Source organism: Cupriavidus sp. FW305-26 (genome assembly GCF_058787975.1).
The window spans coordinates 38,002-53,737 of sequence record NZ_JBYTAH010000035.1 but is presented as its reverse complement, the minus strand read 5'-3'; the positions used below and the strand labels follow the sequence as shown (position 1 = coordinate 53,737).

The 15,736-nt window shown below is 66.3% G+C and carries 12 protein-coding genes; 5 read left to right on the top strand and 7 right to left on the bottom strand.

The window, feature by feature from the left end; all coding sequences use genetic code 11:
* Nucleotides 1–307 precede the first annotated feature (307 nt).
* On the top strand, nucleotides 308–787 hold the full coding sequence (locus tag AC3WQZ_RS19350) for a carboxymuconolactone decarboxylase family protein (RefSeq protein WP_010812769.1): 480 nt from the start codon (nucleotides 308–310) through the stop codon (nucleotides 785–787).
* A 228-nt stretch (nucleotides 788–1,015) separates the two neighbouring features.
* Here the strand turns inward: AC3WQZ_RS19350 and AC3WQZ_RS19345 are convergent, their stop codons facing one another.
* The 3 genes from AC3WQZ_RS19345 to AC3WQZ_RS19335 all read right to left on the bottom strand — a co-directional run bounded on the left by AC3WQZ_RS19345 (nucleotide 1,016) and on the right by AC3WQZ_RS19335 (nucleotide 3,459).
* Nucleotides 1,016–1,522, bottom strand: a complete 507-nt coding sequence (locus AC3WQZ_RS19345) for an Ohr family peroxiredoxin (RefSeq protein WP_011617575.1) — start codon at nucleotides 1,520–1,522, stop codon at nucleotides 1,016–1,018.
* A 17-nt stretch (nucleotides 1,523–1,539) separates the two neighbouring features.
* Nucleotides 1,540–2,298, bottom strand: a complete 759-nt coding sequence (locus AC3WQZ_RS19340) for an SDR family oxidoreductase (protein ID WP_010812772.1) — start codon at nucleotides 2,296–2,298, stop codon at nucleotides 1,540–1,542.
* 144 nt (nucleotides 2,299–2,442) lie between these two features.
* Nucleotides 2,443–3,459 carry a GlxA family transcriptional regulator gene (locus AC3WQZ_RS19335; RefSeq protein ID WP_058696543.1) on the bottom strand — a complete coding sequence of 339 codons (1,017 nt, stop codon included), beginning with the start codon at nucleotides 3,457–3,459 and terminating at the stop codon, nucleotides 2,443–2,445.
* Nucleotides 3,460–3,831: 372 nt separating this feature from the next.
* On the opposite strand from AC3WQZ_RS19335, the gene AC3WQZ_RS19330 reads away from it, so the two are divergent.
* Nucleotides 3,832–4,851, top strand: a complete 1,020-nt coding sequence (locus AC3WQZ_RS19330) for a LysR family transcriptional regulator (protein WP_492301088.1) — start codon at nucleotides 3,832–3,834, stop codon at nucleotides 4,849–4,851.
* Between the two features lie 37 nt (nucleotides 4,852–4,888).
* Here the strand turns inward: AC3WQZ_RS19330 and AC3WQZ_RS19325 are convergent, their stop codons facing one another.
* Nucleotides 4,889–5,824 carry a LysR substrate-binding domain-containing protein gene (locus AC3WQZ_RS19325; protein ID WP_081050135.1) on the bottom strand — a complete coding sequence of 312 codons (936 nt, stop codon included), beginning with the start codon at nucleotides 5,822–5,824 and terminating at the stop codon, nucleotides 4,889–4,891.
* A 119-nt stretch (nucleotides 5,825–5,943) separates the two neighbouring features.
* Here AC3WQZ_RS19325 and AC3WQZ_RS19320 point away from each other — a divergent pair, with 119 nt between their 5' ends.
* Complete coding sequence (locus tag AC3WQZ_RS19320) at nucleotides 5,944–9,510, top strand: indolepyruvate ferredoxin oxidoreductase family protein (RefSeq protein ID WP_011617573.1); 3,567 nt, start codon at nucleotides 5,944–5,946, stop codon at nucleotides 9,508–9,510.
* A gap of 41 nt (nucleotides 9,511–9,551) precedes the next feature.
* Here AC3WQZ_RS19320 and AC3WQZ_RS19315 read toward each other — a convergent pair whose 3' ends face one another.
* Both AC3WQZ_RS19315 and AC3WQZ_RS19310 read right to left on the bottom strand, forming a co-directional pair.
* Entirely contained in the window at nucleotides 9,552–10,169 is a 618-nt protein-coding gene (locus tag AC3WQZ_RS19315; protein WP_492301079.1) for a LysE family translocator, read from the bottom strand.
* 53 nt (nucleotides 10,170–10,222) lie between these two features.
* Nucleotides 10,223–10,846, bottom strand: coding sequence for an FMN-binding negative transcriptional regulator (locus tag AC3WQZ_RS19310; RefSeq protein WP_439669263.1), 624 nt, complete (start codon nucleotides 10,844–10,846; stop codon nucleotides 10,223–10,225).
* A gap of 83 nt (nucleotides 10,847–10,929) precedes the next feature.
* Here AC3WQZ_RS19310 and pdxR point away from each other — a divergent pair, with 83 nt between their 5' ends.
* The gene (gene pdxR / locus AC3WQZ_RS19305) at nucleotides 10,930–12,504 is read left to right on the top strand and encodes a MocR-like pyridoxine biosynthesis transcription factor PdxR (RefSeq protein ID WP_058696539.1); all 1,575 of its coding nucleotides are present in this window, start codon (nucleotides 10,930–10,932) and stop codon (nucleotides 12,502–12,504) included.
* Here the strand turns inward: pdxR and AC3WQZ_RS19300 are convergent.
* Nucleotides 12,482–14,581 (bottom strand): TonB-dependent siderophore receptor, encoded by a 2,100-nt coding sequence (locus AC3WQZ_RS19300; protein ID WP_037023368.1) that lies wholly within the window; start codon nucleotides 14,579–14,581, stop codon nucleotides 12,482–12,484. The two genes, pdxR and AC3WQZ_RS19300, sit on opposite strands and share 23 nt — an antisense overlap.
* A 203-nt stretch (nucleotides 14,582–14,784) precedes the next feature.
* Here AC3WQZ_RS19300 and AC3WQZ_RS19295 point away from each other — a divergent pair, with 203 nt between their 5' ends.
* Complete coding sequence (locus AC3WQZ_RS19295) at nucleotides 14,785–15,711, top strand: IclR family transcriptional regulator (protein ID WP_454749707.1); 927 nt, start codon at nucleotides 14,785–14,787, stop codon at nucleotides 15,709–15,711.
* Nucleotides 15,712–15,736: the final 25 nt, after the last annotated feature.

The window sequence follows — 15,736 nt, the reverse complement described above, 5'->3', positions numbered from 1 at the left end:
CGAGCGGCGTCCGGGTCGCTTTTCGAAGGCGTAGCCGGCTGGCATGCCTCCAAGCATAGGGGTATTTATGTTGCATTGCACCATTTCTTTTGGTTTTCTGCGCTGGATCGGCACGACACGACAGGATCCGGCTTCCCCCGAGCCGCGCTACGCCAAAGCCCTGATTGGTGTCGAAGCCTCAACAGTGTGGGTACCTTGGCGCGCCTACCGCCGTGCGCCGCCGCGGCCTACGATTTGCTCCATGCCGCGGCACGCAGTGGTGAGTGCCACGGCATCCCTTCACATTTTCCATCCCTCAGGAGCCGACATGACTCAACGCGTGAATGCCATGAAGCAGTCCCCCGAACTCTTCAAGAAGTACCTGGAATTCGGCACCCTGCTGCAGGACAATGCGATCGAGCCATCCATCCGTGACCTGGTCGAGATTCGCGCTTCGCAACTCAATGGCTGTGCCTTCTGCCTGGACATGCACGTCAAGCAGTCGCGCATCCATGGCGAGCGAGAGCTCCGCCTTCACCATGTCGCGATCTGGCGCGAATCGACGCTGTTCCAGCCACGCGAGCGGGCCGCGCTGGCGTGGACCGAGGTGCTGACCAATATCCCGCCGCACGGTGTGCCGGATGACCTGTACGAGCGCGTGCGCGCGCATCTGTCGGAAAAGGAACTCTCGGACCTGACCTTTCTGGTCATGGCCATCAATGGCTGGAACCGGCTGAACGTGGCCTTCCGGACCGTGCCGGGCTCGGCCGACAAGGCCTATGGCCTCGATAAGGCAAAGCTGGAGTGACATCGTGAAAATCATCAGAACGCCGGGCCTGGCCCCGCTGCTGCTTTCCGTCCTGCTGGTGGCGCAACCGGCCATGGCTGCGCCGCCGGAGCCCAAGGTGACATGGTGCTGTTGCTGAAGAACAAGGGCGCTCCGATCCTGACGCCAACGAAGTAGCACATTGGCCGGCTGCGGATGCGATCCCGAAGGTTCAGGGATCGCATCCGCGGGCCCGTCGTTGCGCGCAGCTCAGTCAACCACTGCCACGACGCTGACAATGCCCTGCCTGGCCATCTTCACATAGGGGCAGAAGCGCTCGGTATTGCGCACCAGTTCTTCCGCCACCTGTCGTTGCACGCCAGGCATCCTGACCCGGATGTCCGCGGCCAGCGCGAAGCCGCCGTCAACGGGATCGCGGCCGAACGCTATCTCCACTTCCACTGCGAGGTTGTCGACGCTGACATTGGATCGCTGGGCCAGCAGGTTCAGCGCCCCATGAAAGCAGGCGGCATATCCCGCGGCGAACAACTGCTCGGGATTGGTGCCGTGGCCGTGGCCGGGGCCGCCCAGCGCCGCCGGCAGCCGCAGGTCGATGACAAGATTGCCGTCGTCGGAACGCGCCACGCCCGAGGCGCGGCCGTGTCCGGTTTCCCCGCCCGAGACGGTGACGGTCGTGGTGTAGAGGGCGTGGAAGCCCTGCCCGCGATACTTGTCGAGCAGGCTCAGCGGGGGGGCTTGCAGCCCCTTGTTGTCCATATGGCCCGCCCGCGTTGTCAGGCCTTCGGCTTCTGGCTCTGTCGCAGCCACGCTTCGAAAGCGGTCTTGCCCAGGCGTGCCGGGCCTTCCGGTACCAGCGTATCGTCTTGCAGTTCGGCGCCGAAATAGCGGGCCTTGCCATCGACGACAACCTTGCGCGGATCCTTGGTGGCATCGAGATAGCGTTGCACGAGGTCGCTCAGGTGGAAGCGTTCCGGCCCGGCGATATCGACGATGCCGTTGACGGGATCGGCAAGGGCGTGGTCGGCCACAGCTTCGGCCACGTCATCCGAGGCAATCGGCTGGATCGATGCGGATGACAGGCGCACGGAATCGCCATCGGCGCCCGACTGGACGATGCCGCCAAGGAATTCGAGGAACTGCGTGGAGCGGACAATGGTGTAAGGGATGCCGGCGTTCCGGATCAGCGCTTCCTGCGCAATCTTGCCGCGGAAGTAGCCACTTTGTGAGAGCTTGTCCGTGCCGACCACTGACAGCGCCACATGGTGCGCGACACCGGCTGCCTTCTCCGCCGCCGCAAGGTTGCGGCCGGACGTCTCGAAGAAATGCAGGACGGCATCATCCGCGAACGATGGCGAGTTGGCCACGTCCACGACAACCTGCGCCCCGGCAAGTGCCTGGCTCAGGCCTTCGCCTGTCAGCGCATTCACGCCGGTCTGCGGAGACGCGGCAACGACTTCATGGCCTTGCCCGGCAAGCCGGGCGACGACCTTGCTGCCGATCAGGCCAGTACCTCCAATCACAACGATCTTCATCATGCACCTCGATTCTGGTGGAAGGGATGGGCATCCAACCCATGTCCCATGCTAGGCGAAGGGGTGCAGTGACGGTAGCGCCGGCGGCGGACGCATGGTGTTTCCCGTTCGGCACCAATGGTGCGGCCGGGTTGTGGCGTTTTCTCAGCCGGTCACCTTCGACCGATACTCGCTGGGCGAGAAGCCCAGGTTGCGCTGGAACGTAAGGCGCATCCGTTCCTCGCTGCCGAAGCCGCACTGCCTTGCGATCTGCTCCACCGGCAGATGCAGGTCCTGGAGCAGCCGGCGTGCGGCTTCCAGCCGGAAATGCTCAACCCCCTTGGCCGGGGTGCGCCCGGTCTTTTGCTTGTAGACCCGGGCAAAGTTGCGGGGGCTCATTCCGACCTGTTCGGCGAGCTGTTCCACTGACAGCCCTTCCCGCGACAGGTTTTCGATGATCCATAGATGGAGCGCCTCGAACAGCGGCACGTGCCGGCTCTGCGCCAGCAGGATCTCGCTGATCTGAGGCTGCGTGCCCGGCCGCTTGATGAAGACCGCCAGCTCCCTGGCCGCGCTCAGCGAGATATCGTGGCCATAGTCGTCCTCGACCAGCGCAAGCGCCATGTCGATGCCGGTGGTCACGCCGGCCGAGGTCCAGATGCGGTCCTGGCGGACGAAAATGGCGTCCCGGTCCAGTTCGACCGCGGCAAAGCGCGCGCGGAACTGCGCATGCATCGCCCAGTGAGTGGCAGCGCGCCTGCCGTCAAGCAAGCCCGCTTGCGCAAGCAGGAAGGCCCCGCTGCAGACCGAGGCAACGCGGCGTACCTGTCCGGCGGCCTGCTGCAGCCAGGCGACCAGCGAGGTGGCGCTGTCGAGCACCCTGACCATCTCGGGGGCACCCGGGAGGATGATCGTATCGATGTGCTGCAGATCGATTTCCGAGAGCGCCATGGCCTGCACGGCGGTGCCTTCGGCCGAGGCAACCAGGCCGCCGTGCTCGCTTGCCAGATGGCTCCGGTAGCCGGCGAAGCCGCGTTCGCGTGCAAACCGGGAGGCAGCCCAGAACACGGTTTGCGGTCCGGTGAGATCAAGCAGGCTCATGTCCGGGAAGGCCACGAACAGAAGATTGCGTGGCTGGTCGTCAAGTGTCCGGGAAGAGGGCGCAGGCGGAGAGGGAACCATGGCAGGGATCTTGAAAGTCGATGGATGTTATGCCGCCGGCGCGATCCCGCGCAAGGCATGTGGCCGGCAAGCACGCGCAGTGCGACGCCTTCGCCACGGATCGCAGCGGAAGGCCCTGTGGACCGGCGCCTTCCGCTGCTTCATATCTGCATTGTCGCCGCTCGCGCCGGGCCGGATGGCAGAAATCCAGGGGCATCTGTCATTTACCCGGGCATGGCGGGTCATTACGATCATGCCATGGTTGTGCACCGCACAGCGTGGACCCTCATTCGTTGCGCCGCGCCGAAAGGCAATGACATGGACATCGTTGTCCCAGACGTTCACCCGACGTCCCCTGTCAACCGCGGGGGGGCGGATAGAGACGTAACCGGTATGCCGCAGCGGGGCTTTCGCCCCGGCCCGCCGGATCGCGCGGACGGGCTGTCCGCCAGTTTCGCGGCAAGCTACGCCGGCATCATCGCCTTCATGGCGGTCGCCACCGAGGGCAGCTTCTCCAAGGCGGGCGAGCGGCTGGGCATCGGCCGCTCAGCGGTCAGCCGCAACGTCCTGAAGCTGGAAACGCAGCTGAGCACGCGGCTGTTCCTGCGCACCACGCGCACCACCCAACTGACCCGCGAGGGCGAGCGCTTCTTCGAGAACTGTCACCAGGGCGTGGCGCATATCGTCGAGGCCATGAACGACATGCTGGAACTGCGCCTTGGACCGCCAAGCGGCCTGCTTCGCATTAGCGCGACGGCCGGCTTCGGGCGCAAGGTGGTGGCGCCGCTGCTGTCGAAGTTCTCGGCGGCTTATCCGGACATTTCCCTGGACCTGGTGCTCGATGACCGGCCAACGGACTTCGCGGCCGGGAACATCGACGTCGCGTTCCGCAATGGCCGCATCGAGGATTCAAGCATCGTTGCGAAGCAGCTGATCCCGATGCAGATGGCTGTGTGCGCGTCTCCTGCCTACGCGGCGCGGCATGGACTACCGTCGACGCTGGAGGATCTCGCCCGGCACGAATGCATCAACACCCGCATCGCCGGCGCGCGCATCCTTGAATGGGAATTCAAGGTCGAGGGGCATGTGCGCAAGGTTGTGCCTGCCGCAAGGCTGACGTTCAATGACCCTGAGCTGGTGCTGGCGGCGGTGCTCGACGGGCTGGGCATCGCGCAGATGGCGGGCTACCAGGCCTGCGACCGCATCGCCCGCGGCGAACTGGTCATCGCCATGGGACGGTATGCGCCTGACGACCGCGGGCATTACATCTGTTACCTCGGCCGCCAGCACCTGCCCTCGCGCATCCGCGTTTTTGTTGACTTCATGACTGAAGAGATCCGGGCGCTCAATCTGCATTGCCTGGCGGATTTCTACACGGACTACTCGACGACAGGCTACCGGTCCTTCAGATAGCGTTGTTGTAAGGGCGCGGGCAATCGAATGTCCCGCCTCAGCTCCCGCACGCGTGAATCAGGAACTCCCTCAGCGCATCCGCCGGCTTGCCCAGCTTGCGCCCGGGCTGCCACAGCATGCCAACTTCCATGTCCGGCACCGCATTGGCAATCGGGCGGGCCTCGATCTGCTTTCCCTCCAGTGACCACGGGCGATACACCATGTCGGACAGCACGGTGACGCCGAAGCCATGCGCCACCAGCCCGCGCAGGGCCTCCATCGAGCCGGTCCGGAATGCGACCTTGGGTGCGAGCCGGTGGCTGCGCCAGTAACGCAGCGTGGATTCCTCGGCCTCGTCCACGGTGATGAGGATATACGGATAGGCCGCAATATCGCGCAGCGAAGGGCGCTCGACGGCCAGCAGCGGATGGCTGGACGAAGTCCACAACTGGCGCCGGGATCGCATCAGCGTATGGCGCTGGAAGCGCTGGGGCCGCTCCAGGTTCGACAGCAGCGCGATGCCCAGCTCGATCTCCCCCGCCAGCACGGCCCGCTCGATATCGGGCCGGTCCATGTCGAGCAGATCCAGTTCGATGTCCGGATAGTTGGTGCGAAAGCGCGCCAGCAGCCCCGGCAGGAAGTAGCCCAGCACCGTATAGGAGGCGGCAAGGCGCACGCTGCCCTGCAACCCGTGCACCTGGAAGCGCGGCTCGCGCAGCGCATCCTCGACCGAATCCAGGATCTGGCGGGCGTGCTGGAAGAAGAGGTGGCCTTCTGCCGTCAACGTCACCCCATGGGGCCGGCGCTCGAACAGGCGTACCGCCAGGCGCTGCTCAAGCGCCAGCACGGCATTGGTGATGGCCGACTGCGAGACATGCTCGGCGGTCGCGGCCATCGAGAATTGCCCGGTCTCCGCGGCCGCGACGAAGTAGCGGAACTGCCTCAGCGTGACTTCCTTGGCCAGTCTTTCCGAGCCTTCGCGCGCCTTGGACATGGGAATCTCCGGGTTATCCGTTTTTCAGATATCAGGTGTTTGAATTCATGATTTTACGATGACGGCACGGATTTCTAAACTGCTCCGGATACAAGAGAACAAGCACGGAGACTGAGATCGTGAATGCCCCGCTGAACCCCGCCTTGCTCGAAGCCCTGGCCAGCGCCAGCCTGGACGACAAGTACACCCTGGAGCAGGGCCGCGTCTACATGAGCGGCGTGCAGGCCCTGGTCCGCCTGCCAATGCTACAGAAGGCGCGCGACCGCGCCGCCGGCCTCAACACCGCCGGCTTTATCTCGGGCTATCGCGGCTCGCCGCTGGGCGGCGTCGACCAGGCCCTGTGGAAGGCCAAGCAGCACCTGGCGGCCAGCGACGTGGTGTTCCAGCCCGGCGTCAACGAAGACCTTGCCGCGACCGCCGTCTGGGGCAGCCAGCAGGTCAACCTGTTCCCCGGCGCCACGCGCGACGGCGTGTTCTCGATGTGGTATGGCAAGGGGCCGGGCGTGGACCGGTCCATCGACGTGCTCAAGCACGCCAATTCGGCCGGCTCGTCGCGCCATGGCGGCGTGCTGCTGCTGGCCGGCGACGACCATGCCGCCAAGTCCTCCACCGTGGCGCACCAGTCGGAGCACGTGCTGCAGGCCGCCGGCATCCCGGTGCTGTACCCCGCCAATGTGCAGGAGTACCTCGACTACGGCCTGCATGGCTGGGCCATGAGCCGGTATTCCGGCCTGTGGGTGGCAATGAAGTGCGTCACCGACGTGGTGGAGTCGACCGCCTCGGTCGAGATCGATCCCGAGCGCGTGCAGATCGCGCTGCCGCAGGACTTTGTCATGCCGCAGGGCGGACTCAATATCCGCTGGCCCGATTCCCCGCTGGAGCAGGAGGCGCGGCTGCTTGACCACAAGTGGTATGCGGCGCTGGCCTATGTGCGGGCCAACCGCCTCAATCGCGTCGTGCTCGATTCGCCGAACGCGCGCTTCGGCATCATGACCGCCGGCAAGGCGTACCTGGACGTGCGCCAGGCGCTCGCAGACCTGGGCCTGGACGATGACACCTGCGCCCGCATCGGCATCCGCGTCTACAAGGTGGGTTGCGTGTGGCCGCTGGAGGCGCACGGCGCCCGTGAGTTCGCCACCGGCCTGGAAGAGATCCTGGTGGTGGAAGAGAAGCGGCAGATCCTCGAATACGCACTCAAGGAAGAGCTGTACAACTGGCGCGAGGATGTGCGGCCCAAGGTCTTCGGCAAGTTCGACCAGCGTGGCAACGATGGCGGCGAGTGGTCGGTGCCGCGTGGCAACTGGCTGCTGCCCGCGCACTATGAATTGTCGCCGGCGCTGATCGCCAAGGCTATCGCCCGCCGGCTGGAACGTTTTGACCTGCCGGAAGCGGTGCGCGCACGCATTGCCGCGCGCGTGGCGCTGATCGAGGCCAAGGAGCGCGAGGCCGCGCAGCCGCGCATCGCGGTGGAGCGCAAGCCCTGGTTCTGCTCGGGGTGCCCGCACAATACGTCCACGCGCGTGCCGGAGGGCTCGCGTGCGCTGGCCGGCATCGGGTGCCACTACATGACCCTGTGGATGGACCGCAATACCGACACCTTCAGCCAGATGGGCGGCGAAGGCGTGGCCTGGACCGGCCAGATGCATTTCACCGGCGACAAGCACGTGTTTGCCAACCTGGGCGACGGCACGTATTTCCACTCGGGGCTGCTGGCCATCCGCGCATCGATCGCGGCCAAGGCCAATATCACCTACAAGATCCTGTTCAATGACGCCGTGGCAATGACCGGCGGGCAGCCCATCGACGGCGTGCTGACGGTGCCGCAGATTGCGCACCAGGTGCTGGCCGAGGGCGCGAAGAAGCTGGTCGTCGTCACCGACGAGCCGCAGAAGTATGGCGACGGCGCCATGCTGCCGTCGGGCGTGACTGTGTTCCATCGCGACCAGCTCGACGCCGTCCAGGTCGAGCTGCGCGATACCGCGGGCGTCACCATCCTGATCTACGACCAGACCTGCGCGACCGAGAAGCGCCGCCGCCGCAAGCGCGGCACCTATCCTGACCCGGCCAAGCGCGCCTTTATCAACGACGCGGTCTGCGAGGGCTGCGGCGATTGCTCGGCCAAGTCCAACTGCCTGTCGGTGGAGCCGCTGGAGACCGAACTCGGGACCAAGCGCAAGATCAACCAGTCGTCGTGCAACAAGGATTTCTCCTGCGTCAACGGCTTCTGCCCGAGCTTTGTCACTGCCGAGGGGGCGCAGGTGCGCAAGCCCGCGGCAGCGGGTGGCAAAGGCACCGGCGCCGACTTCGAGGCGCTGCCGCTGCCGCGGCTGCCGGCCCTGGAGCGGCCGTACGGCGTGCTGGTCACCGGTGTGGGCGGCACTGGCGTGGTCACCATCGGCGGCCTGCTGGGCATGGCATCGCACCTTGAACGCAAGGGCGTGACCGTGCTCGACATGGCTGGCCTGGCACAGAAGGGCGGGGCTGTGATCAGCCACGTGCAGATCGCACCGGGCCCGGACGACCTGCACGCGACGCGTATCGCGACGGGTGAGGCGCGCCTGGTGATCGGGGGCGACGCCATCGTCTCGGCGTCGCCCGAGGTGTTGTCGAAGGTCCGGCATGGCCTGACCGCCGCCGTGGTCAACAGCGCCAACACGCCCACCGCGGAATTCATCAAGAACCCGAAGTGGAAGTTCCCCGGTGCCAGCGCCGAGCAGGACCTGCGCGCCAGCGTGGGCGATGCCTGCGCATTCTTCGACGCCAGCGCATGGGCGGTGACCCTGCTGGCCGACGCCATCTACTCCAACCCGCTGTTGCTCGGCTTTGCCTGGCAGAAGGGCTGGATCCCGCTGCAGCGTGAAAGCCTGCTGCGCGCGATCGAACTCAATGGAGTGTCGATCGACAAGAACCGGCTGGCATTCGAATGGGGGCGGTATCTCGCGCACCATGGCGAGGCGGCGGTCAAGGCGCACTTGCCGGGTGCTCCGGCGGCCCCGGCCGCACAGGTCGTGGCAATCCCGCAGGCGCTCGACACCCTGATCCGCAAGCGCGAGACGATGCTGGCCGAATACCAGAACTCTGCATATGCCGCCCGCTACCGCGAGGCTGTCGAGCGCATCCGCGCCGCGGAGCAGCAACTGGGCATCGACCGCAAGCTGCCGTTGACCGAGGCCGTGGCCCGTAACCTGGCCAAGCTGATGGCCTACAAAGACGAATACGAGGTGGCGCGCCTCTACGCCGATCCCGCCTTCCTGGACAAGCTGCGCGCCCAGTTTGAAGGGGAGCCCGGCCGCGACTACCAGCTCAACTTCTGGCTGGCGCCGCCGCTGCTGGCCAAGACCGACAAGGGCCACCCGGTCAAGCGCCGCTTCGGTCCGCGCACGATGACGGCATTCCGCTTGCTGGCGCGCCTGAAGGGGTTGCGTGGCACGGCGTTCGATGTGTTTGGCAAGACTGCCGAGCGCCGCGCCGAGCGGGCGCTGGTCAACGACTATCTGGCCTTGGTCGACGAGTTCGCGGCGTCCCTGAGCGCGGACAACGTCGACACCGCGCTGGCGCTTGCCGCGTTGCCGGAGGATATCCGCGGCTACGGCCACGTGAAGGAGGCCAGCATGGATGCGGCGGCAGTACGGCGGGACGCGTTGCTGGCGCAGTATCGCGGCGCGGCCCGGCGGGCTGCTGCTTGAGGGGCGGGCGGTTCGAGCCCTGCGCCGAACCGCCCCCCTGTCTATGCTTCGCGCCGGGCGAGCGCCAGAAAGGCGCCCAGGCCCAGCATCGTCACGCCCGACATCCGGGTCATCAAGCGGGCGCGAGCTTCGCGGGCGGCGCCGGACTTGAGCAGACGATGCGCGGCAAACACGACAACAACGTCGACCAGCGTATTGAGCGCGACGCAAATGCAGCCCAACAGCACCAACTGCGGCACCAGAGCTTCGCTCGCCGAGACAAACTGCGGCAGGAACGCCAGAAAGAACAGCGCCGTCTTGACGTTCAGGACCTCGACCATGATGCCCTCGACCAGAGCGCGGCGCGCACCTCTGGATGGCATGGTTTCGAGCGTGACCGGCGCCTGCTTGCGCATCAGCATGCGAATCCCCAGGTACACCAGATAAGCAGCACCCAGATACTTGAGCAGGTTGAATGCCACGGCCGACTGGGCAATGACCAGCGACAGGCCCAAGGCTGCCGCGAGCACATGGAGCAAGCCTCCGAGGGCGGTGCCGAAGCATGAAGCCAGGCCTGCGGATCGGCCGCCAGCCACCGTTCGTGCAACGACATAGGCGATGGCCGGGCCGGGGGTGATGGCGAGAACGATGGCTGCGATCAGGAAGGAGATGAATGACATGGCGGGGTATTCGTCAATGGTGAGGAAAAGCTGAGCGCGGGCCCGGGGGCAATTCAACCAGCCTTGCGCATGGACTGCGCAAGTTCGCCATACCCCCGCGCCTCCAGGGTCTCGGCGGCACCGAGGCGGTCCCGCAACTCCCTGTTCTGGCTGACCTTGACCTTGCCCACCAGCGAAGTGACGGCGATCTCGATGCCCACGATGTTGCGCAGCATGCTGTCGATGTACTCCGGCGCGGAGTCCCCCATCTTCCAGGGCCTGGGTTCGGCTGCCTCGTGCCGCCGTGTCAGGCGCGCAACCAGGCGGCGAACAAAACGCTCGTCGTCATGCACGGTGATCGTGCCGTGCGCGTGCACCACCTCGTAGTTCCAGGTCGGCACCTGGCGGTGCGCCTCATGCTTGCTCGGGTACCAGTTGGGCGAGATATAGGCCTCGGCGCCCCGGAACACGACCATGACCGGCGAGCCGGTGGGGCAACGCTGCCAGAGTGGGTTCGCGCGGGCCACGTGGGCTGTGAGCACGCCGTGGGTTCCCTCGCCGGGATCGAACTCGAACGGGATGTGGTCGGCATCCAGTCCGGCGCTGCCTTGCGTAACCAGCATCCCCAGCGGGTGCTCGCGGATGATGCGGCCCAGTTCCTCTGGCCGGTTTTCAGCAAAGTGAGCAGGAATATACATGGTGGGGAATCGGAAGCGATGGAATGCTCGATACTGTCGCCGACAACTGGCACAATCGGAAGGTCCGGTTTTCATGATTCTTTATGGGCCAGTCACGCCAGCCAGCCGGTACCCGTGCCGGAGCCACGGGCGCGGGGCGCCGCATCTACGATCTTCTGCGTGCCCAGATCGCGGACGGCACCCTGCCGCCGGGCGCCCGGGCGCCGTCCACACGGGCGCTGGCGTCCGAGTTGGGGGTGTCGCGTACCACTGTCACCGCCGCCTACGAACAACTTGCTGCCGAGGGCTTCCTCGTCACTGCGGTGGGGCGCGTGGCCCGAATCGCCAGCCCCCTGGCGGCACCGGCACCAGCCGGGATCAGCGCAGGCCGGCGCGCCAGGTCCGCCCCAACCCTGTCCGAATTCGGGCGCCGCGTGGCGGGACTCGGCATGCCGGCACTGCTGCAGGCTGAACCGGTTCGTTTCGACTTCCTGTATGGGGCGGTGGCTTCGCGGGACTTCCCAACCCTGGCCTGGCGGCGTGCCTACCAGGCCGAACTGCTGCGCCAGCAAAACAGCCTGTCTTACGCCCCGCCCGAAGGTGAGGCGTCGCTGCGACGCGCCCTCCAGGGCTATTTGCGGCGTGCCCGGGGACTGGCCTGCGAGGCCGAGCAGGTTCTGGTGGTGCATGGCTCGCAGCAGGCCATCGACCTGTGCGCGCGGCTGCTGCTGGATGCCGGCGACGCCTTTGCCTTCGAAGATCCCGGCTACCTGATGGCGAGGCGCTGCTTCGAAGCCACCGGCGCCAGGTGCCAGGCCACGCCGGTGGACGGGCATGGCCTGGATACCGCCAGCCTTCCCCAGGACGATCGTGTGCGCCTGGTGTACGTGACACCGTCGCACCAGTTCCCACTAGGGGGCGTGCTGCCGATCGGCCGGCGCCTGGAGCTGCTGCAATGGGCGCAGCGCCACGACGCCTGGATCATCGAGGACGACTACGACGGGGAGTTCCGCTACGGCCAGCGCCCGATCGACACGCTGCGCTCGATCGACACCGACGGCCGCGTGATCTACGTCGGCACTTTCTCCAAGGCGCTGTCGCCACAACTGCGGCTCGGCTACCTGGTGCTGCCGCCTGAGCTGGTGCCGGTGTTCCGGCAGGCCAAGCGGCTGGCCGACCGCCATGCGCCCGTGCTGGAGCAGCGCGTGCTGGCAGCGCTGATCGAAAGCGGTGCCTACGAACGCCATGTGCGGCGCATGCGCCGGGAAAACGAGCGCCGGCGAGCGGCCTTGCTGGATGGCGTCGCACGTTTCCTGCCAGCGGACGCGGAAGTCTGCGGTACGGCGGCGGGGCTGCATGTGGTGCTGTGGTTGCCGTCGCTGCGGCCCCGCGACGAGACAGCGCTGGTGGCCGCTGCGCGCAGCCAGGATGTGGGGGTCTACCCGGTATCACCGTTGTTTGCAGGGGCCCGGCCGCACGGACAGCGTCGAGCGGCCGGGCTGGTGCTCGGTTATGCGAGTTTGACGGTGGAGCAGATTCAGCGGGGGATGCAGATTTTAGGGGCGGTGATTGCGGCGATGGGGCGGGCGCAAGGCCAGCCACATCAGCTTGATGGCCGCCTGACTACTGGTCAGGAGGCTCCAGGCGGGGGCCGCATCAATAGTTCATCGTCACGTTGAGCATGGCCACCCGCGGATTGCCCACTGGTAGCACGTTGTTGTTCAGGCCGCCCGCGTAGTACATCTTGTCGAACACGTTCTTGACGTTGAACGCCGCGCGCCAGTGCGATGCCACGTAGCCGACGGCAAGATCGGCCACCGTGTAGCCCGGCACGGTGTAGTTAAAGCTGTAGCCGCGCTTGGCGCTCTCGCCGCGCACGCCGGCACCGACGTACCAGCCAGCCAGCGCGCCGCGGAAGCGGTACTGGCTCCACACCGAGAAGCTGTGCCGGGGCACGCTGTTGAGCGGCTTGCCGACGTTCGCAGCCGTGGTGTCTTCGGTGACTTCGCTTGCGATATAGGCATAGGCGCCCGAAACGCTGAGGCCATTGCCGAGATCCTGCGTCAGCTCCATTTCCAGCCCGCGCGAACGCTGTTCGCCCACGGCCACGCTGAAGCCTGTGTTAACCGGATCGGTACTGAGCACATTGGTGCGGGTCAGGTCGAACGCGGCCAGGGTCAGCAGGCCGGTCTTGTCCGGCATGTCGAACTTGATGCCCACTTCGTACTGGCGGCCCTTCTCGGGCTTGAACGTGGCGCCGTTGACGTCGGTGCCGGCGTTCGGCAGGAACGAAGTGGCGAAGCTCAGGTACGGACGCGCCCAGTGCGTCAGGTCGTACATCACGCCCGCGCTGCCGGTGACGGCGTTGTCGTCGTTGCCGGTTCGCGACCGCGCCAGCCGGTCCGTCGTGCTCGTCTGCGCGGATTCGTAGCGCACGCCGCCGGTCACGGTCCAGCGCTCGGCGATACGGATCTGGTCGCGCAGGTAGAGGCCAACCGCGTTTAGCGTATCGGTCGCGTCCAGGCTATAGGCGGACGGGCAGTTGATGCTGGCGCCATAGACCGGGTTGTAGACGTTCAGCGCTGCCACGCGGCACGTCTTCTGCAGGCGGTCTTCCTTCGTATGGCGGTAGTCGATGCCAAAGGTCACGCTGTGGGCATGCCCCGTGAACGCGAAAGTCCGCTGCACGTTAGTGTCAACACCGAACGAGTCCCCCGAGAAGCTCTGCTGCGTGCCACTGCGGTTCATCGCCTGGCTGTTGACGGCCATGGTGCCGGCCGACACCAGCGTGCCGGTCAGCGACGACGTCTGGTAGCGCAGGTTCTGGTTCAAGGTCCAGCCGGAGTCGAAGCGGTGCGTCAGCGCGTAGCCGATGCGGTTCTGCTCGCCGTCATAAGACGGCGCATTCGGCTCGCCGATGAAGCGGTTGCTCGGCACCACGCCATTGCGGTTCGGCACCAGGGTGCCATTCACTGGAAGGCCCTGCTGGCGCACGTAGTTGCGTTGGCTGTGGCTGGCCAGGATCGTGAAGTCCGTGCGCGTGCCAAGGTCGAGCGTCAGCGATGGCGCGATCCAGCGGTTGCGATACCAGACGTAGTCGGTCGGATCGTCGCTGTTCATCATCAGCGCGTTCAGGCGGAACGCGGCCTTGCTGTCCTTGGCCAGCGGCGTGCCGACGTCGACCGTCGCCTGCCGGAAGCCGTAGTTGCCGACGGTCAGGCCCAGTTCACCGAACAGTTCGGCACGCGGGCGCTTGCTGACCATGTTGACCAGGCCGCCCGGCTGCACCGCGCCGAACAGGATCGAGGCCGGTCCCTTGAGCACTTCCACGCGTTCCACGCCGAACAGCTCCTGCGCCACGCGGTTGTTGCTGTCGACGAGCAATCCGTCGGCAAAGATCGATTCCGATGCACGCTGGCCGCGGATGATGAAGTCGTCCCAGCCGCGCCTGCCATAGACGTTGGTGACCACGCCGGCTGAGTTCTGCAGCGCGTCGCTGAGGTTCTGTGCCTGCTGGCTGTCGAGCAGGTCACGCGTAATGACGGTGATCGACTGCGCGGCGTCGGCCGCGGATTGATCCGACTTGGTCACTCCGGCCGGCCGCCGCGTGCTGAAGCCTACGTCAGTTTGCCCGTCGGCGGCGGCGCTGACCGTCACGGATGGCAGCGTGGCGGGATCTTCGGCGGCGTGGGAAACGACGGGAGGCAGGAGCAGGCAACTGACGGCGGCGGGTATGGCAAGACGGCGGACAAGCATGAGGGCGCAAGGTGAAAACGACGAAAGTGGCGCATCATAAATGAGAATGGTTTGTATTTACAAGAATTTCGTCCGGCAAAAACCGTACTGACTTTTTGATTCGTATCCATCAACGCCGTTTCTATGGCACATGCTTTCCCTACATAGCGGTCCCTGCGCAGCCCCGTTGCTGCTATCAATGTTCTCTTCCCGGCCGCCTGCCCATGAAACGCACCACCACCATTCCAACCCCGCCGCCCGATGCCGCACATGTCCTGGTGCCGGCCGACGCGCAGGCGGGCCATGCCTGCGCCGACGACCGCAACTTCGTCACCGCGCTGGCACGCGGCATGGAGCTGTTGCGCGCCTTCGGGCCGCAGGACGATTACCTGGGCAACGCCGAGCTGTCGCGGCGCACCGGCATCCCGCGCCCGACCGTGTCGCGGCTCACCTACACGCTGGCCACGCTCGGCTATCTCACCTACATCGAAGCCACTGAGAAGTACCGGCTGGGGCAGGGCGCGATGGTGCTGGGCCACCGCTATGTAGGCGGCGCCGGCATCCGCGAGATCGCGCAGCCGCTGATGCAGTCGCTGGCGTTTGCCTCCGATTGCACGGTGGCACTGGCCATGCCGGACCGGCACGCCATGGTCTACCTGGAAAGCTGCCAGCCGCGCGGGGCGCTGGTGATCCGGCTGGCGCCGGGCGCGCGCCTGCCGATGGCCACCTCGGCGATCGGCCGCGCCTGGCTGGCGGGGCTCGATGCCGATCACCGCGAGGCCGCGCTGGCCGAACTGGCGCGCCACTATGGCTCGCGCTGGCCCGCCGTGCGCACCGGCATCGACCGTGCGCTGCGCGACCACGCACGGCGCGGCTTCTGCGTGGCGCATGCCGAATGGGACCGCACCGTCAGCGGCGCCGCCGCGCCGCTGCGCCTGGCGGGCAGCAGCGAGGTGCTGGCGTTGAATATCGGCGGGGCCGCGACACGGCTGTCGCCCGAGATCCTGGAAAGCAACCTGGGCCCGCGCATCCGCGAACTGGCCGAGACCCTGCAGGCGCGGCTGTGGCAACCCGGCGGCGCGCGCGCGACCGCCCGCTTTGCTTCCGCGCAGCCGGACCCTGATACCTATCCCCACGCGTCCAACGCATGACGCGGGCACTGAATTCAACGAGGAG